Here is an 18,216-nt window from a genome sequence, read left to right on the forward strand (position 1 = left end):
ACCCGACGACGAGGAGGCAGACTCAGACCACGACCCGCCCCCGCTTGACCCGGTACATCGCGTGGTCGGCGTGCCGCAGGAGTTCCTCGAACGTCGCCCCGTCCCTGCCGGACACGGCGATCCCGGTGCTGACGCCCAGGGAGAGCTGCACGCCGTGCAGGTCGACCGGGTCGGCGACGCGGGCGGCGAGGGCGGCCACCGTGGCGGCGGCGACGTCGGGGGCCTCGTCGGGGTGCAGACCGGGCAGGGCGACGATGAACTCGTCCCCGCCCAGGCGCGCGAGGACCGCGTCGGCCGGGGTGGCCTGGCGCAACCGCCGGGCCACCTCCACGAGCAGGTCGTCGCCGGCGGCGTGGCCGAGTTCGTCGTTGACGACCTTGAACTCGTCGAGGTCGCAGAACAGCAGCGCCGTCCGCGTGTCCCGGCTGCGCAGCGCCGCCTCGACCAGGGGTTCGGTGCGGCGCCGGTTCGCCAACCCCGTCAGCGGGTCGGTGTAGGCGAACTCCTCGATGCGCCGCAGGTGCCGGCGGGAACGTTCGCGTTCGAGGTCCAGCTCCTGCTCGGCCCGGACGCGGGCGGTGACGTCGTTCTGGATGCCGATGTACTGCACGACGCGGCCGGTCGCGTCCACGACGGGGGCGAGGTAGACCTCGTTCCACCACGGTTCGCGCCCGGGGCCGCGGTAGTTCAGCAGCACCCCGCGCCACTCCTGACCGGCCTGCAGCGAGGCGCGGATCCCGTTCACCGTCACCTGGTCGGTCTCCGGGCCCTGCAGCACCCGGCAGTTGCGGCCCAGGACGTCCTCGGCGCGCAGGCCCGACAGGTTCTCGAACGCGGAGTTCACGTAGACCAGCGGGTGGTCCGGGCGCAGCATGTCGGCGATGGAGATGCCGCTGTTCGTCGCCCCCAGGGCACGTTGCAGCAACGCCTCCGCCGACCCCGCCGCGACGGCCCCGGCCGGCCGCGGGACCGGGCGCGGCCGGACGGTCCCGCGACCCGTGGTGCCCGCGTCGGTGCTCGCGTCGGTCCCCGCGGTCGCGGGGGAGACGTCGTGGTCGGGGGTGCGCGGGGCCACCCGGGACAGCAGCGACTGGGCGGCCGCCGCCACGGTGGCCCGCTCGTACGTCAGGGCGTACTCGAACGTGCGTTCTCGCTCGGGTCCGTTGTCCCCGAGGTCGCGGGCCAGCAGCGCCGCGGCGAAGTGCGGGGCCAGCACGACGAGGTCCCACTCGCCGCGGACGGGGTCGCGGGGGTCCAGCGCGGCGCCCCGGACCCCGGGCAGCGGGGTCTCGGACAGGTCCTCCCCGAGCGCGCACACGAAACCGACGCGGTCGGCCAGGTCGCGGTAGCGGCTGCGGGTGGCCGGGGTGAAGTGCCGGGCCTCCTGGAACGTCGAGGCGACGACGCACGTGTCGCCCAGGCGCATGGCCTCGCGTTCGAGCTGCTTGCTCAGCTCGATGAGCAGCGCCTTGGGCGCCCGGCGCAACCGCGTCCCGACGGGCAGCAGGCTGAACGGCGAGGTGGGGTCGGCGGTGGCGACCGCGGCGGGGGCGGGCAGCGCGAGCTCGGCCACGACCGCGGCCGGCGGCGGGGGTGCCGAGGGGCGGCCGAACAGCCAGCCCTGCCCCAGTTGCGCCCCCAGGGCGCGCGCGGCCAGCAGGTGCCCCTCGTCCTCGATGCCCTCGGCCAGGACCAGGGCCCCGCTCTCCTGGGCGTAGGCGTTGACCGCGTTCATGATCTGCGCGACGGCGGGACCGGGCCGGTCCTGCACCAGCCGCAGGTCCAGCTTGACCACGTCCGGGCGCAGCAGCGGCATGAACGCCAGCGACATGGCGTCGGCGCCCACGTCGTCCAGGGCGATGGCCCAGCCCAGTTCGCGCACGCGGGTGACGGTCCGCAGCAGTTCGGCCGGGCGGGCGGCCAGGGCGCGCTCGGTCATCTCCACGACGACGCGCAACCCGGTGGGGGCGCCGTCGGCCAGGGCCATGAGCTCGGTCAGGGGGGCCGCGTCGAGGATCTCCGGTTCGACGTTGACGAACAGCGTCAGCGGCGCCACGACGTCGTGCTCCAGCGCCCCGCGCAGGGCCGCGGCCCGGCAGGCGTGGTCGAGCTCGGACAGGACGGACTCCGCGCGCGCGGCGGCGAACAACTGGTCCGGGCGCTGCAACGGGCCCACCGGGCCGCGCGCGAGCGCCTCGTAGGCGACGACCGCCCCGGAGTCGAGGTCGACGATCGGCTGGAAGACGCTGTGGACGGCCCTCTCGCGCAGGACGTCGTGGATCGTGGGTCCGTTCGTCACCTGGTGTCCTTCGGCTCCCGGCACCGGGAGCAGGAACGCCCGTCCCCCGTTCGGCCCACAGGCTCCACCCGCCCGGCGGTTCCGTCTAGACCCCCGCCCGGCCCGCCCGGCTAGGGTCGAGGCGCCACCCGCCCGCGGCGGTGCGGCCCCGGGTCACGGGAGCGGTCGTCGGAGGAGGGGTCGCGTGAGCGTCGTGCTGGCCGTCGACGTCGGCGGGACCGGTCTGAAGGGGGCGGTGGTCGACGTCCACGGCCGCGCGCTGGTCCGGCGCGAGCGCCCGACCGCCCTCGACGGGCGGGGCGCGCTGGACAACCTGCTGGCCCTGCTGGCCGAGCTGGCCGAGCTGGCCGGCCCGCACCGGCCCGTGGCCGTCGGCGTCGGCACCCCCGGGACGGTGGACGAGGCGAGCGGCACCGTCGTGCACGCCTCCAACCTCGGCTGGCGCGACCTGGGGCTGCGCGCGCTGCTGGAGGAGGCGACCGGTCTGCCCGTCGCGGTCGGGCACGACGCCCGCGCGGCGGGACGGGCCGAGCAGCTCGCCTCGGGGGCGCGCGACAGCTTCGTCTTCGTGCCCATCGGGACGGGGATCTCCGCCGCCCTCGTCGTGCGGGGCACGGCGGTCAGCGGGGTCTCGGGGGCCGCGGGGGAGTTCGGGCACGTCGTCGTCCACCCCGACGGGGAACCCTGCCCGTGCGGTCAGCGCGGGTGCGTGGAGGCGTACGCGGCCGCCGGGGCGGTGCTGCGCCGCTACCGCGCCCGGGGCGGGCGGGCCGGCTCGACGGCCGAGGTCGTGGCCCGCGTGGGGCGCGACGCGGACGCCGACGCGGACGCCGACGCGGTGTGGGCGGACGCGGTGGGCGCCCTGGCGCTGGGGCTGCAGGGGGTGACGATGCTCCTGGACCCGGCCGAGATCGTCCTGGGCGGCGGGGTCTCCCGTGCGGGCGCGGTGCTGCTGGACCCGTTGGCGGCGGACCTGCGGTCGCTGCTGGCGTGGCGGTCCCCGCCGCCGTTGCGGACGGCCCGCTGGGGTGCGCAGGCCGGGCGCGTCGGGGCGGCGCTGCTGGGGTTCGAGCGGGTCGGGACGACGCCGCGGTTCGAGCTGCCGCACGTGCCGGGCACGGCGGGGGCCGGGACCGGCTGAGCCCCGGTGCGCACGGGCCGGGCCCGGGCGGGGCGTCTGGCAGGCTCGGGGCGTGCGCCTGCTCGTGATCACCGACGGAACCCCGCCCGAGCACCGCGGCGGGGTGGCCAGCTCCGTGCTCGTCGAGGTCGGGGAACTGGCCCGGCGCGGGCACGAGGTCACCCTCCTGACCCGGCGCCACGACGCCGGTGCCCCGCTCGTGGAGGACCGCGGTTCCTACCGGCTGCTGCGCCACCCCGCCCCGGCGCGCGGCAGCCGGGCCTACTACGCCCACCCGGCCGCGACCCTGACGCGGGTTCCGGGCTGGTTGCGCTCCCTCGTGGCCCGCGAACGCTTCGACGCGCTGTACGTGCACTCCGCGTTCCACGCCGCGGCGGCCGTGCGGGCCGGGCTGGGCGGGCGCACGGTGTTCCGGTTCCACGCCCCCGCCTCCCTGGAGGTCGGGCTGGACGCCGCGGGCGGGAAGTACCCGGTGGTCCGGGCCGCCGGCGGCCTGGCGGGGCGGGTCGTGGCCGACCTGACCCGGCGGGCCGAACTCGTCGCCGTGAACGGGACGGCCCGGACGCTGACGACGAGCTGGTACGTGCGCCGGTTGCTGCAGCAGGTCCACCCCACCGCCTCCGCGCGCGTGGACGTCGTCCCCCTGGCCGTCGACCTGGACCGGTTCTCCCCGGGGCCGGGCGAGCGGGAACGGCTGGGGCTGCGCGGTGACCCGCTCGTGCTGACCGTGCGCCGGCTCGTGCGGCGGATGGGGCTGGAGAACCTGCTCGACGCCTTCGGCGCCGTCGTGGACCGCCACCCCGGGGCGCGGCTCGTCGTCGGCGGCACGGGGTACCTCGCCGGGGAGCTGCGCGAGCGCGCCGACCGGCTCGGGCTGCCGGTGGACTTCCCCGGGTTCGTCGCCGAGGAGGACCTGCCCGCGCTGTACCGCTCGGCGGACCTGTTCGTGCTGCCGACGCTGCAGATGGAGGGTTTCGGCATGGTCACCGTGGAGGCGTTCGCCAGCGGGCTGCCCGTCGTGGCCACGCCGGTGGGTGCCAACCCCGAGGTCGCGGGGTCCCTGGACGCCCGCACCGTCGCCGCCTCCACGGCCCCGGCCGACCTCGCCGCGGCCGTCCTGCGCGGGCTGGACCTGCGTCCCGCGCTCGCCGCCCGCGCGCGCGGGCACGTGCAGGAGCGGTTCTCCCCGGCCGCGGTCGTGGACCGGGTGGAGGCCGCGCTGGCCGAGGTCGCCGCTCAGCAGGCGGGGGCGCCGGCCGCCAGGTCCTGAACCGTGCGCAGGTGCTCGGCGTCGGCCGGGGTCGTCCCCGCCGAGGCCGGGTCCGGCACCGCGACACCGGTCCGGACGAGTTCCTCGTTGACGTCCAGGCCGTCGTCGGTGCGGAACCAGCCCGCGCCGGCCACGTCCACGCGCTGACCGGTGGGCAGGTGGGTGAACAGGTCCCGCACGAACGCCTCGCGGCAGCCCGGCGCGGCGACGACCCCGGCGAGCGGGGTGGGCCCGGTGGTCCCGTCCGGGCCCGCCACGACCGGGACCGGTCCGGCCGACCACGCCACGACCGTCGCCGAGGCCGCCACCCGGGTGCTCGTCGCGGTCGGCGCGGGCGACGGCGTCCCGCTCGCGGTGCCCGTGCCGCGCACGCCCTCCTGCAGCGCCCGCTGCACGACGACGGGGTTCGGGGGCGTCCGCTGCTGCTCCCAGGTGGCCAGCGCCCCGACCGCGACGAGGGCCGCGAGCCCGGCCACCACGAGGCGTCGCCGGGAACCGCGGGAGGCGACGTGGGCGATGCCGGGGGAGATCAGCTCGCGGTGCGCGTCGTGCTCGACGTCGCGTTCGGGGGCCCACGGCGTCTCCCAGCGGGCCAGTTCCCCGCCGCCGGACAGCTCGACGCGCACGGCGGCCCCGCGCGCGGAGTAGCGCAGGTCCAGGGCCACGACCCGCCAGGGCGGGCCGGGTTCGCGGTGGACGGCGACGACCACGGCGCGCCCGCCGGTGTGCTGGGGGTTGGCGTTCCCGCGGACCTTGACGAAGTCCCCGGGGCGCAGCGTCTCGAGGTCCGGTACCCGCACGCGGTCCCATCGGCGGCCCGGACGGGTTCCTGAGGCCCGCGCACCGGCGCTCCCGGGCACCTGCCGCGGCAGGTGCCCGGGCGGTCTCAGCGCAGCTCGAACTCCGCCGAGGTGCTCGTCCGCAGCGAACCACCGACGTCGAGGCGGTGGGTCCCGGGGGTCGTGACCCACGTCCCGGTGCGCACGTCGAAGTGCTCCAGCAGGTGCAGGTCGGCGACGTCGGCCGCGCTGAGCTGGATCTCGACGGTGCGTTCCTCGCCGGCGTCCAGCCCCACGCGCTGCCAGCCCACGAGACGCCGGAACGGTTCACCCGCGGCGTCGGGCAGCGACAGGTAGGCCTGGGCGACCTCGGTGCCGTCCACCTCACCGGTGTTGCGCAGCGCGAACCGCAGCGTCATCCCGTCCCGCGCCCCGCCGGCGGCGGGGACCACCTCGAGGTCGCCGTACTCGAAACTCGTGTAGGACAGGCCGTGCCCGAACGGGAACAGCGGTTCGATCCCCTGCGCCTCGTACCAGCGGTGGCCGACCTGCAGGCCCTCGGAGTAGTCGACCTGCCGGATCTCGGTGGAACCCTCGCGGCGTTCGGTGCTGCCGTCGGCGAAGACCCCGGGGTACTGCTCGGGGGTGTTCGTCGGGGTGTCGGCCAGGGACTTCGGGAACGTCATCGGCAGTTTGCCGGAGGGGTTCGCGTCGCCGAACAGCAGCGAGGCGATCGCGGGGCCCTGCTGCTCCCCGGCGTACCAGGTCTCCAGCACGGCACGCACGTCGGGGAGCCACGGCATCTCGACGGCGGTACCCGTCTGGAGGACGACGACGGTGTTCGGGTTCGCCCGCGCCACCGCCTCGACCAGCGCGTCCCCGTCGGCGTCCAGCCGCAGGTCGGGGACGTCGGCGAACTCCCCGGCGCGCTGGTAGCCGAACACGACGGTGACGTCGGCCGCGGCGGCGGCCGCGGCCGCCTCGGCCGTGTCGGAGCCGTCGGTGAACGTGACGGAGGCCCCCGCCCGGCGGGCCCGGTCGCGCAGAGCGGTGTCGGCGGCGACGAGGTTCTCGCACGCCATGGTGGAGTTCCCGCCGAACCGGGCGGGCAGCGGCATGCCGCAGGCGTCGGCCGCGCTGAGCCCGCCGGTGTCGCGGGCCGAGGCGGTGGCGCCGATGACGGCGATCCTCTGCCCCCGCTCGGGTCGCAGGGGCAGGATGCCGTCGTTGGCGAGCAGGACGCTGCCCTGCTCGGCGGTGCGGCGGGCGATGTCCGTGTGCGCCCGGGGCGAGACGTCCGCCCGGGGCCGTGCCGGGAGCGGGTTGTCGAACAACCCGCCACGGATGTAGGCCGTGACCACCCGGGTGGCGGCCTCGTCGACGCGGGCCTGGGTGATCTGGCCCCGGGTCAGCGCCTCGTCGAGCAGGTAGGGGGTGAACCACACGGGGCGGTTCAGCTCCTGGTCGAGACCGTTCATCAGGGAGGCGGCCGTGGAGTGGACCGAACCGAAGTCGGACATCACGTACCCGCGCATCCCGAACTCGTCCTTCAGGACGGTGGTCAGGCGTTCGTCCTCGCAGGCGTGGACGCCGTTGACCTGGTTGAACGAGCACATGACGCTCTCGGGGTCACCGCGGCGCACCGCGATCTCGAAGGGCAGGTCGTAGATCTGGCGCAGCGTCCGCTCGTCGACGTTGGAGGAACTCTCCTCGCGGTCGAGCTCCTGCTCGTTGGCGACGTAGTGCTTGAGGTCGGCCAGGACGCGGCCCTCGGCCTCGATGCCGCGCACACCGGCCGCCCCGAGGACGCCGGACAGCACGGGGTCCTCGCCCAGGTACTCGGGGGTGCGCCCGGCCAGCGGTGTGCGGCCCCCGGACAGGCCCGGGGCCAGGATGACGTTCCGGCCCTTGCCGAACGCCTCGTCGGCCTGCGCGACGTGCTTGTCGTAGACGAGCCGTTCGTCCCAGGTGGCGGCCGAGGCGATGGCGGCGGGGAACGCCGTGACGCCGGTGACGTTGCGGACCCCTTCGGGCCCGTCGGTGTAGACGACGGTGGGGGTGCAGGGCAGTTGCGCCGGGTAGCGCACACCCTGGAAGTCGGTCTGCTGCGGGCTGTTCGCGGGTTGCTCCACGAGCCAGCGGTACTTCTGGTGCTGACTGCTGACGGCCAGCAGCGCCGCGGCCCGCTGCTCGGGGCTGCGGGTCCGGTCCATCCACGGGACGTCGCGGCAGGCGGCGGCGGTGGGGGTGCCCGGGGCCGCGGCCGCGGGGCCGGCGGTGACCAGGGGGGCGAGCAGGGCCAGCGTCGTGGCCGCCGTCGTCGCGATCCTCCGGCTCCGGCTCCGGCTCCGGCTCCGGCTCCGGCTCTGGCTGTGGGCGTGGTGGGGGGTGGGGCGGGGCATGACGTCCTCTCCGTCGAGAACTTTTGATGGAGCGCTTCATTGCACGCTGGACTGTAGTTTGTGCGGTTTCTGTGGGTCAACGCCTGGAACGGGTGAGTTCCGCGCCGCACCGGGGCCCGAGCGTGAATAGGATCCGCCGGTGGCATCGATGAGGACGGCGCGCGGCCGGGACGGTTCACCGAGCATGGTGGAGGTGGCCGCCTCGGCGGGGGTTTCGGTGGGCACCGTCTCCAACGCCCTGAACCACCCCCACCGGGTGCGGCCGGCGACGCTGGCCAAGGTCCACGCCGCGATCGAGCAGCTCGGGTTCTCCCGGGCGGAGAACCGCCCGGCGCGCACGAACCCGAGCATGGTGCAGGTCGCCACCGTGGCGGGGGTCTCGGTGGGCACCGTCTCCAACGCCCTCAACCACCCCGAGCAGGTCCGCCCGGCCACGCTGGCCCGGGTCCGGGCCGCCATCGAGCAGCTGGGTTTCACGCCCAACGCCAACGCCCGGTCCCTGGCCGGGGGGGAGAGCCGGACCATCGGGCTCGTGGTCGTCGACCTGGGCAACACGTTGTTCGTGGACATCGCCCGCGGGGCCCAGCGCGAGGCCGCCGCCCGCCGCGAGAGCCTGCTGGTCACCAACAGCGACCGCGACGACGCCCAGCAGGACGCGCACCTGGACCTGTTCGAGAGCGCCCGGGTGCGGGGGGTGGTGCTGGCGCCGCTGAGCGACCCGTTCGCGGGGATCCAGCGGGTCCGCCGGCACGGGACGCCGCTGGTCGTCGTCAACTACGACGACGGCCGTCAGGACTGCTGCACGGTCCTGGTGGACAACGAGCGCGTCGGGTACCTGGCCGCCCGGCACATGATCGACCTGGGGCGGCGCCGGCTGGCGTGGGTCAGCGAGCTGAACGACCTGCAGCCGGTGCGCGAGCGGCAGGCCGGGGTCCGCCGGGCCGTGCGCGAGGCGGGCCGGGGGGTGGACCTGGTCGAGCTGGACACCGAGGGCGTGGGGGAGAACCACGGCGACCACGTGGTCGAGGAGGTCCTGGCCCTGCCCGCGCGGCGGCGCCCGGACGCCCTGGTCGCAGTCACCGACATCCTCGGCGTCTCCGTCGTCGAGGCCCTGCAGGGGGCCGGCCTGTCGGTGCCCGAGGACATCGCCGTCATGGGCTGCGACCACGACGCGCGCGCCTGGGGCGGGGCGGTCCCGCTGACGACGGTGCGCCTGGAGGGCGAGGAGATGGGGGCGGCGGCCGTCCGGCTGCTCGCCGCGGAGGTCGAGGAGGGGATCGACCACGTCCACCGCCGGGTGGTCGTGCAGCCCTCGCTGCTGGTGCGCGAGAGCAGCGCCGGGCGCGCCCCGCGCTGATCCCGTCGACCCCGCCCGCGCGGGGGTTGACGTCCCGGGCGACAGCTCGTACGTTTCCACCAACGCGTAAATGAAGCGTCTCACTCAATAGCCCGACCCACCCGTGACCGTCTCGACGAGGAGACCCCCGTGGCCCACCGCACCGGCCGTACGCCCCGCACCCTCCGTGTCCTGGCCGCCCTCAGCCTGACCCCCCTCGTGCTGACCGCCTGCAGCGCGGGCAGCCTCGGGTCCTCCGACGGTGGTGACGGCGACGCCACCACCATCTCGTACCTGGTCGACAACGCCCCCCAGACGGTCTCCACCGCCGAGGCCCTCGCCGAGGCGTTCAACGGCTCCCAGTCCGACGTCCGCGTCGAGGTGCAGACCCGTCCGCAGGGCGGCGAGGGCGACAACCTCGTCAAGACGCGCCTGCAGACCGGCAGCATGGCCGACCTCTTCGCCTACAACAGCGGCTCGCTGTTCCAGCAGCTCGCCCCCGCCACGACCCTCACCCCGCTGACCGGGGAGGACTTCCTCGACGACGTCGACGACAGCTTCGACCCCCAGGTCAGCGTCGGCGACGACGTGTACGGGGTGCCGATGGGCACCGCGTTCGGCGGCGGCGTCCTCTACAACCGCGCCGTGTACGACCAGCTCGGGCTGCAGGTGCCGAAGACGTGGGCGGAGTTCACCGCCAACAACGAGCAGATCAAGGCCGCCGGCATCGCCCCCGTCATCCAGACCTACGGCGAGACGTGGACGTCCCAGCTGCTCGTCCTCGGCGACTTCCACAACGTCGCCGCGGCCAACCCCTCCTTCGCCGAGGACTACACCGCGGGCGAGGCCAAGTACGCCACCGACCCGGCCGCGATCAAGGGTTTCGAGCACACCCAGCAGGTCCACGACCTGGGCTTCCAGAACGCCGACTACGCCTCGGCCAAGGTCGAGGACGGCATCCGCACCCTCGCCGCCGGCGAGGGCGCCCACTACCCCCTGCTGTCGACGAACGTCGCCACCATCCTCAGCGTCGCCCCCGAGAAGATCGACGACATCGGCTTCTTCGCCCTGCCCGGGGACGACCCGGCCACCAACGGCCTCACCGCCTGGTTCCCCGGCGGGGTCTACGTGCCGAAGTCGACGACCGGGGAGAAGCTCGACGCGGCCAAGCAGTTCCTCGCCTACCTGACCACCGCGGACGCCTGCGACATCCAGTCCGAGGAGTCCATCCCCACCGGCCCCTACCTCGTCGACGGCTGCGACCTGCCCGACGACGTCCCGCAGATCACCAAGGACGTCAACGCCTACTTCGAGGCCGGCGCGCAGTCCCCGGCGCTGGAGTACCTGTCCCCGATCAAGGGCCCGGCGCTGGAGCAGATCCTCGTCGAGGTCGGCTCGGGCATCCGCTCCGCGCAGGACGGCGCCGCCCTGTACGACCAGGACGTGGAGAAGCAGGCCCGCCAGCTCGGCCTCGACGGCTGGTGACCCGAGCCCGACCCCGTCCAGGAAGGTGAACACCGTGGCCGCCACGACGTCCGCACCCCCCACCCGGGCCTCGACCCCGCCCGCCCGCCGTCGCGGCCGCAGCCCCTACCCGGGCTGGTTCTACCTGCCGGCCGCGATCGTCTACGGGGTGCTGTTCCTCGTCCCGACGCTGCTGGCGCTGTACTTCAGCATGACGCGCTGGACGATCTTCACCTCGGAGTTCACCGGCTTCGAGAACTTCGTCCAGTTCTTCTCCGAACCCGCGCTGACCAAGGGGTTCGTCAACACGTTCGTCTACGCCGCGATCACCTCCGGCGCCAAGGTCGTCCTCGGCCTGGCGCTGGGGATGCTGCTGACCAGCCAGATCGTCGGGCGCGGGTTCCTGCGGGCCGTGGTGTTCTTCCCCGTGCTGGTCTCCAGCGTCGGGGTCGGCATCACGTTCCAGGTGCTGATGAACCCCTCCAAGGGGGCCATCAATGCCGCCCTGGGCGTCGTCGGCATCGACGGGCCCGGCTGGCTGACCGACCCCTCGCTGGCGCTGTTCTCCGTCGCCATGGTCGACGTCTGGAAGGGCGTGGGGCTGGCGACGCTGATCTACATGGCCGGCATCGTCTCCATCCCCAAGGAGTACTACGAGGCGGCCAAGGTGGACGGCGCGGGGCCGTGGACGCTGTTCCGCAACGTCGTGTTCCCGCTGTCGTGGCCGGCGACGTCCACCGTCGTCACGCTGTCCCTCATCGGTGGCCTGCGGTCCTTCGACCTCATCTGGGCCATGACCGGGGGCGGCCCGGGGTTCACCTCCGACGTCATCGCCAGCGTGATCTACAAGCAGTACCAGGCCGGGTTCTACGGCCTGTCCACCGCCGGCAACGTCATCCTGTTCATCGCCGTCATCGCGATCGTCTTCCCCCTGACCCGGTTGCTGGCCCGCAAGGAGGTTGACCTGTGAGCGCCACCGTCTCCTCCCGCCCCGACGCGGGGGCGGCCCCGGTGCGCCGCGGGGGTGGTCGCGTCGGCGGTCCCCGCGCCGCCCTGTACCGCTACGGCGTCGGCGGCCTGGCGATCGCCGTCAGCCTCGTCGTGTTCGTCGTCCCCTTCGCGTTCATCGTGCTCGTCGCGGCGATGGACGCCCGGCAGGCCGGGGAGTTCCGCTTCGCCTGGCCGCGCGAGCCGCAGGTGTGGCAGAACCTCGTCGAGGTCGTCCAGACCCGCGACTACCTGCTGGTCATCGCGTTCATCAACTCCATCGTCCTGACCGTGGCCAGCGTGACGATCATGGTCGTCTTCGGCGCGATGGTCGCCTTCGTCCTGCAGCGCCGGAAGTCCCGCGTGACCGGGCTGGTGAACTTCCTCGTCCTGGCCGGGCTCGTCATGCCGCCCGCGGTCGTCCCCACCATCTGGGTCCTGCAGCGCATGGGGTTGTTCGGCACCATGCCCGGGCTGATCCTCGTCGAGGTCGCCTTCGGGTTGTCCTTCACGGTCCTGCTGTTCCGGGCGTTCATCTCCACCATCCCCCGCGAGCTCGACGAGGCGGCGGTCCTGGACGGCGCCGGGCCGCTGCGGCTGTTCTTCCGCATCGTGCTGCCGCTGCTGCGCCCCGTCCTGGTGACGGTGGTGCTCGTGCAGTCGGTGACGGTGTTCAACGACTTCCAGACCCCGCTGTACTTCCTGCCCGGCGACGCCGGGGCCACCGTCCAGCTGACGCTGTTCAACTTCCAGAGCCAGAACGTGTCCTCCTACAACCTGCTGTTCATGGACATCCTGCTCATCACCATCCCCCCGCTGCTGCTGTACCTGTTCTTCAACCGCCAGATCGTCGCCGGCATGACCTCCGGCGCGGTCAAGGGTTGACCCGGACCCCGTGAACGGACTCCCCGTGCCCCACCGCCCCGACGTCACCCTCACCGACCTGCGCGCCGAGCACGGCCGGCCCGCGCTCGGCCTGGGGACCGCCCGCCCCCGCCTGTCCTGGACCGCCCGGCCCACCGGCGCGACCGTCCCCGCGTGGCGGCAGACCGACCACGAGGTGCGCGTCAGCACCGTCCCCGCCGTCCCCGGCACCGTGCCGCGCACCTGGACCAGCGGGCGCACCGGTTCCGGCGACAACGTCCTGGTGCCCTGGCCGGCCCCCGACCTCGCCTCCCGCGAACGGGTCCGCGTGCAGGTCCGCGCCTGGAGCGAGGACCACGCCGAACCCACCGCCTGGAGCGCCCCGTTGGAGGTCGAGACCGGGCTGCTGCACCCCGGGGACTGGACCGCCGTCCCCGTCGGCCCGGACTGGGACGCCGAACCCGGCACCGACCACCGTCCCGCGCTGCTGCGCCGGGAGTTCCACCTGCCCGCCCCCGTGGTCCGCGCGCGCCTGCACGTCACCGCCCACGGCGTCCACGAGGTCGAGGTCAACGGCGCCCGCGTCGGCGACGAGGTCCTGGCCCCGGGCTGGACCAGCTACCACCACCGGCTGCGCCACCGCACCCACGACGTCACCGCGCACCTGCGCGAGGGGGCGAACGCCCTCGGGGCGTGGCTGGCCGACGGCTGGTACCGGGGCCGCTACGGCACCCACGGCGGCAACCACGACCTCTACGGCACCCGCACCGCCCTCCTGGCCCAGCTGGAGGTCGACCTGGCCGACGGCCGGCGCGTGGTCGTCACCACGCACCCCGGTGAGGGGGCCGACGGGGGCACCTGGCGCGCCGCGCACGGCCCGATCACCGCCGCCAGCCTCTACGACGGCGAGGACTTCGACGCCCGGCTCGCGGTCCCGGGGTTCTCCCGCGCCGGGTTCGACGACTCCGCCTGGGCCGGGGTCCGCGCGTACGAGCGCGACCCGGCGACCCTGGTGGCCGCGCAGGGACCGCCGGTGCGCTGCACCCGGGAACTGCCGCCGGTCACGGTGCTCACCACCCCCTCGGGGGCGACGGTCCTGGACTTCGGGCAGAACCTCGCCGGGCGGGTGCGCATCCGCGTGCGCGGCAGCGCCGGGGACCGCGTCCGGCTGCGCCACGCCGAGGTCCTGCAGGACGGGGAGCTGTGCACCCGCCCCTTGCAGCGCGCCCGCGCGACCGACACCTACGTCCTGTCCGGGGACCCGGCCGGGGAGGAGTGGGAACCGCGCTTCACCACGCACGGGTTCCGCTACGTCGAGGTCACCGGCTGGCCCGGGCGGCTGGGCGAGGGGGACGTCGTCGCGCGCGTCGTGCACTCGGACCTGGAGCGCACCGGCTGGTTCACCTGCTCCGACGAGCGGCTGAACCGCCTGCACGAGAACGTCGTGTGGTCCATGCGCTCGAACTTCGCCGACGTGCCCACCGACTGCCCCCAGCGCGACGAGCGGCTGGGCTGGACCGGGGACGTGCAGGTGTTCGGCCCCACCGCCTCGTTCCTGTACGACGTGGGGGGTTTCCTGGCGAGCTGGCTGGACGACGTGGCCTGCGAGCAGCTGCCCGACGGCACCGTCCCCTGGTACGTGCCGATGATCCCCGCGGAGTTCTGGGACCCCCCGCAGCCCGGCGCGGTGTGGGGCGACGTCGCGGTGCTGCTGCCCGCGGTGCTGCACGAGCGGTACGGCGACACCGGCGTCCTGCGTCGCCAGTACGCGTCCGCCCGCGCCTGGGTCGACCTCGTCGAACGCCTCGCCGGGCCGACCCGGTTGTGGGACACCGGCGTGCAGCTCGGGGACTGGCTCGACCCCGCGGCCCCGCCGGAGGAGCCGGCCGCGGCCCGCACCGACCGCTACCTCGTGGCGACGGCCTACTTCGCGCACTCCGCGCGCACCCTGGCCCGGATCGCGCAGGTGCTGGGGGAGGAGGCCGACGCGGCCCGCTACGGCCGACTGGCGGACGAGGTGCGCGAGGCGTTCGTCCGCGCGCACGTCCACCCCGACGGCCGGATGTCCAGCGACGCCCAGACCGCCTACGCCCTGGCCCTCGCGTTCGACCTGCTCGACGGCCCGCAGCGCGAGGCCGCCGGGCGCCGGCTGGCCGACCTCGTCGCCGAGGACGGCAACCGCGTCGCCACCGGTTTCGCCGGGGTGAACCTCGTCGCCGACGCCCTCACCGGCACCGGCCACGACGCCACCGCCCACGCGCTGCTCACCGAGACCGGCTGCCCCTCGTGGCTGTACCAGGTGGCGATGGGGGCCACGACGACGTGGGAGCGGTGGGACTCGCTGCTGCCCGACGGCACCGTGAACCCCGGGCACATGACGAGCTTCAACCACTACGCGCTCGGGTCGATCGCGGACTGGATGCACCGCACCGTGGCCGGGCTCGCCCCGGCCGCGCCCGGGTACCGGCGGCTGCTGGTGCGGCCCCGCCCCGGTGCGGACCTCACCGCCGCCTCGGCCCGCCACGAGACCCCCCACGGCCCGGCCGCGGTCGCCTGGCACCGGCGCGGGGGTGAACTCCTCGTCGACGTCGACGTCCCGCTGGGGGTCACCGCCACCGTCGACCTGCCCGGTCGTCCCGTCGTCGAGGTCGGCGCCGGGCACCACCGCTTCGCGGTCCCGGACGTGCCCGCCACCCCGGCTGCCGCCGCCGCGCTGCAGCCGGCCTGAGACCCATCCCCGGAGGAACCGTGCCCACCTGGCAGGCCACCATGATCGCCGCGGACGGCGACGCCGACCGCGACGGCGCCCCGCTGCTGCGGCGGCGCTTCACCCTCGACGACGGGCACGGCGAGGTCACCGGCGCCGTCCTGCACGTCACCGCCCAGGGCGTCGTGGAGACGTTCCTCGACGGGCGGGCCGTCTCCGAGGACGTCCTCAGCCCGGGGTGGAGCAGTTTCGAGTGGCGCCTGCGCTACCGCACCCACGACGTCACGGCCGCGCTGGCCGGCGGTCCCGAGCACGTCCTGGGCCTGGCCCTGGGCAACGGGTGGTTCCGCGGCCGGCTCGGCTGGACCGGGGGGCGCGCGTTCTACGGCGCCGACCTCGGCGGGTTCGCGCAGCTGGAGGTGACGTTCGCCGACGGGCACGTCCAGACCGTCGTCACCGACGAGGCGTGGCAGTCGCACGCCTCCGCGGTCACCGCCAACGACCTCTACGACGGGCAGGACGTCGACGCCCGCCGTCTGGACCCGCGGTGGGCGGACCGGGACGGCGCCGCCGAGGGCTGGGGCGGGGTGCGGGCGCTGGAGTTCGACACCGCGCTGCTCACCGAGCACGTCGGGCCCCCCGTGCGCCGCCAGGAGGTGCTGCCCGCCCAGCGGGTGTGGACGTCCCCGTCGGGCCGGACGCTGGTGGACTTCGGGCAGAACCTCGTCGGGTGGCTGCGGTTCACCGTGCAGGGCGAGGCGGGGCGGGTCATCACCCTGCGCCACGCCGAGGTGCTGGAGGCCGGGGAACTGGGGGTGCGCCCGCTGCGCACCGCGGCGGCCACCGACACGTTCACCCTCTCCGGCGGTCTCGACACGTTCGAACCCACGTTCACCTTCCACGGGTTCCGCTACGCCGAGGTCGACGGCTGGCCCGGGGAACTGCGCGCGCAGGACCTGCACGCCGTCGTCGTGCACTCCGAGCTGGACCGCACCGGTGAGTTCGAGTGCTCCGACGACATGCTGAACCAGTTGCACCGCAACGTGGTGTGGGGGACGAAGGGGAACTTCCTCGACGTCCCCACCGACTGCCCCCAGCGCGACGAACGGCTCGGCTGGACCGGCGACCTCGCCGTGTTCGGCCCCACCGCGGCGTACCTGTACGACGTGGAGGACTTCCTGCGCGACTGGATGCGGGACCTGGCCGCCGAGCAGGCCGCCCGCGACGGCCTCGTCGCCTTCGTCGTCCCCGACGTCCTGAAGTACGTCCCCCCGATCGGGGCGTTCCCCGACCCCGACAGCACCGCCGTCTGGTCCGACGTCGCGGTGTGGCTGCCGTGGGCGCTGTGGGAGGCCTACGGCCGGCGCGAACTGCTCGCCGAGCACTACCCGGCGATGACCGCCCACGTCGAACGGGTCCTGACCCTGCTGTCCCCGCAGGGGTTGTGGGACACCGTGTTCCAGTTCGGCGACTGGCTCGACCCCGACGCCCCGCCGGACCGTCCCGCCGACGCCAAGGCCGACAAGGGCGTCGTCGCCACCGCCTGCCTGTTCCGCTCGCTGCGCACCGTCGCCGACGCCGCCCGCGTCCTGGGGGAGGCGGCCGACGCGGAACGCTTCGAGGCCGACGCCGCCCGCGTCCGCACCGCGTTCCTGGAGCACTACGTCGACGAGCAGGGCCTCGTGCGCTCCGACTGCGCCACCGTCTACGCCCTCGCCATCGAGTTCGGGCTCCTGACCGGGGACCGGCGGGAGTGGGCCGGGCGGCGGCTGGCCCGGATCGTGGAGGAGGCCGGGTACCGCGTCTCCACCGGTTTCGCCGGGACCCCCTACGTCACCGGGGCGCTGTCGGGCACCGGCCACCTCGACGCGGCCTACCGGCTGCTGACCGAGCGGGAGTGCCCCTCGTGGCTGTACCCGGTGACGATGGGCGCCACGACGGTCTGGGAACGCTGGGACTCGATGCTGCCCGACGGGTCCATCAACCCGGGGCAGATGACGAGCTTCAACCACTACGCCCTGGGCGCGGTCGCGGACTGGATGCACCGGGTCGTGGCCGGGGTGTCCCCGCTGGAACCGGGCTACCGCCGCGCCCTGGTCGCCCCGCAGCCCGGCGGTGGCCTCACCTGGGCGCGCGGGTCCCTGCGGACCCCGCACGGACGGCTGGCGGTGCGCTGGGAGCAGGAGGCAGCGGGCCTGGTGGTCGACGTGGAGGTCCCGGCGGGGACCACCGCGGTGCTGCGCCTGCCCGGGGAGGACGACCGGGAACTGACCGCCGGGTCCCACCGGGTCAGCACGACCTGAGCCCGCCGGGCCGGGACCGCAGCACGGGCACGAGCGCCCGTCCAGCCGGGCCCGGCCCCGGCCCGGCCGACCGGGTGGTCCTGGCCGGGAACGCTCCAGCGGGCGCGGGCGGTGGCCGATGTCCCGGTGACGGGCGCCGAGGGGGCGGCCGTGCCGATCCAGGGAGCCGCCCGATGTCCCACCCCGCCGACACCACCGCCGGCCGTCCGAGCGGGGCGCAGACCGTGGCCCCGGTCCAGGCCTCCGCCCTCCTGCACGCCGCCTCGATCCTCGGGGAGGCCAGCTACACCCCCGAGCAGGAGCTCAAGGGGACGCTGCACGCCGCCGCGCGCACCGAGGCCCAGCCCACCGCCCAGCCCACCGCGCAGCCCGTCGCCCAGCCCGTCGCCCCGCCCGCCGTCCAGCCGGTCGTGGCCGCCCCGCCCGCCCGCGCGGCCGCAGCCCCGGCCGAGCCCGTCGCGGCCCCGCAGCCCGCCGAGCGCAAGGGCTTCCTCGCCCGCCTCCTCGACAAGCTCCTCGGCCGCGGCTGAGGCCGGCGCCGGGCCCCCCCCCCCGGGGCCGGGGGGGGGCCGGGGGGCCCCCCGCGGGGCCGGGGGGACGGGTGGGGCCGGCACGTGCAGGGGGGCGCGGAACCGCGCCCACGGGCCCGCGCTCGCCCCGGGGT

Annotated in this window: 12 protein-coding genes; 9 read left to right on the plus strand and 3 right to left on the minus strand. The window is 75.1% G+C overall.

Annotated elements, in window-relative coordinates; translation table 11 throughout:
- Nucleotides 1-22: 22 nt before the first annotated feature.
- Nucleotides 23-2,299, minus strand: coding sequence for a diguanylate cyclase domain-containing protein (locus tag AB2L27_RS13950; RefSeq protein ID WP_370442082.1), 2,277 nt, complete (start codon nucleotides 2,297-2,299; stop codon nucleotides 23-25).
- 184 nt (nucleotides 2,300-2,483) lie between these two features.
- Here AB2L27_RS13950 and AB2L27_RS13955 point away from each other — a divergent pair, with 184 nt between their 5' ends.
- Both AB2L27_RS13955 and AB2L27_RS13960 read left to right on the plus strand, forming a co-directional pair.
- Nucleotides 2,484-3,440, plus strand: coding sequence for an ROK family protein (locus tag AB2L27_RS13955; RefSeq protein WP_370442083.1), 957 nt, complete (start codon nucleotides 2,484-2,486; stop codon nucleotides 3,438-3,440).
- 52 nt (nucleotides 3,441-3,492) lie between these two features.
- On the plus strand, nucleotides 3,493-4,710 hold the full coding sequence (locus tag AB2L27_RS13960; RefSeq protein WP_370442084.1) for a glycosyltransferase family 4 protein: 1,218 nt from the start codon (nucleotides 3,493-3,495) through the stop codon (nucleotides 4,708-4,710).
- On the opposite strand, the gene AB2L27_RS13965 is transcribed toward AB2L27_RS13960, so the two are convergent.
- Nucleotides 4,677-5,510 (minus strand): hypothetical protein, encoded by an 834-nt coding sequence (locus AB2L27_RS13965; RefSeq protein ID WP_370442085.1) that lies wholly within the window; start codon nucleotides 5,508-5,510, stop codon nucleotides 4,677-4,679. The genes AB2L27_RS13960 and AB2L27_RS13965 overlap by 34 nt on opposite strands.
- Before the next feature lie 86 nt (nucleotides 5,511-5,596).
- Nucleotides 5,597-7,891, minus strand: a complete 2,295-nt coding sequence (locus AB2L27_RS13970) for a beta-glucosidase (protein ID WP_370442086.1) — start codon at nucleotides 7,889-7,891, stop codon at nucleotides 5,597-5,599.
- 148 nt (nucleotides 7,892-8,039) lie between these two features.
- Between AB2L27_RS13970 and AB2L27_RS13975 the strand changes: the two genes are divergently transcribed.
- From AB2L27_RS13975 to AB2L27_RS14005, 7 genes are all read left to right on the plus strand, one after another.
- Complete coding sequence (locus AB2L27_RS13975; RefSeq protein WP_370442094.1) at nucleotides 8,040-9,248, plus strand: LacI family DNA-binding transcriptional regulator; 1,209 nt, start codon at nucleotides 8,040-8,042, stop codon at nucleotides 9,246-9,248.
- Between the two features lie 129 nt (nucleotides 9,249-9,377).
- On the plus strand, nucleotides 9,378-10,712 hold the full coding sequence (locus tag AB2L27_RS13980; protein WP_370442087.1) for an ABC transporter substrate-binding protein: 1,335 nt from the start codon (nucleotides 9,378-9,380) through the stop codon (nucleotides 10,710-10,712).
- A gap of 25 nt (nucleotides 10,713-10,737) precedes the next feature.
- Nucleotides 10,738-11,661, plus strand: a complete 924-nt coding sequence (locus tag AB2L27_RS13985; RefSeq protein WP_370442088.1) for a carbohydrate ABC transporter permease — start codon at nucleotides 10,738-10,740, stop codon at nucleotides 11,659-11,661.
- Nucleotides 11,662-11,744: 83 nt separating this feature from the next.
- Nucleotides 11,745-12,563 (plus strand): carbohydrate ABC transporter permease, encoded by an 819-nt coding sequence (locus tag AB2L27_RS13990; RefSeq protein ID WP_370442095.1) that lies wholly within the window; start codon nucleotides 11,745-11,747, stop codon nucleotides 12,561-12,563.
- A gap of 10 nt (nucleotides 12,564-12,573) precedes the next feature.
- Entirely contained in the window at nucleotides 12,574-15,270 is a 2,697-nt protein-coding gene (locus AB2L27_RS13995) for a family 78 glycoside hydrolase catalytic domain (protein WP_370442089.1), read from the plus strand.
- Nucleotides 15,271-15,311: 41 nt separating this feature from the next.
- Complete coding sequence (locus tag AB2L27_RS14000) at nucleotides 15,312-17,552, plus strand: family 78 glycoside hydrolase catalytic domain (RefSeq protein ID WP_370442096.1); 2,241 nt, start codon at nucleotides 15,312-15,314, stop codon at nucleotides 17,550-17,552.
- A gap of 173 nt (nucleotides 17,553-17,725) precedes the next feature.
- Nucleotides 17,726-18,082: a hypothetical protein gene (locus tag AB2L27_RS14005; protein WP_370442090.1), complete on the plus strand. Its 357-nt coding sequence runs from the start codon at nucleotides 17,726-17,728 to the stop codon at nucleotides 18,080-18,082.
- Nucleotides 18,083-18,216 lie beyond the last annotated feature (134 nt).

The organism is Kineococcus halophytocola (assembly GCF_041276425.1).
Taxonomy (GTDB): domain Bacteria; phylum Actinomycetota; class Actinomycetes; order Actinomycetales; family Kineococcaceae; genus Kineococcus; species Kineococcus halophytocola.

Excerpts from the sequence above, each read along its gene's own strand:
- AB2L27_RS13970 (WP_370442086.1), bottom strand. The coding sequence starts at position 7,891 with ATGCCCCGCCCCACCCCCCACCACGCCCACAGCCAGAGCCGGAGCCGG.
- AB2L27_RS13975 (WP_370442094.1), top strand. The coding sequence starts at position 8,040 with ATGAGGACGGCGCGCGGCCGGGACGGTTCACCGAGCATGGTGGAGGTG.
- AB2L27_RS14000 (WP_370442096.1), top strand. The coding sequence starts at position 15,312 with ATGATCGCCGCGGACGGCGACGCCGACCGCGACGGCGCCCCGCTGCTG.
- AB2L27_RS14005 (WP_370442090.1), top strand. The coding sequence starts at position 17,726 with ATGTCCCACCCCGCCGACACCACCGCCGGCCGTCCGAGCGGGGCGCAG.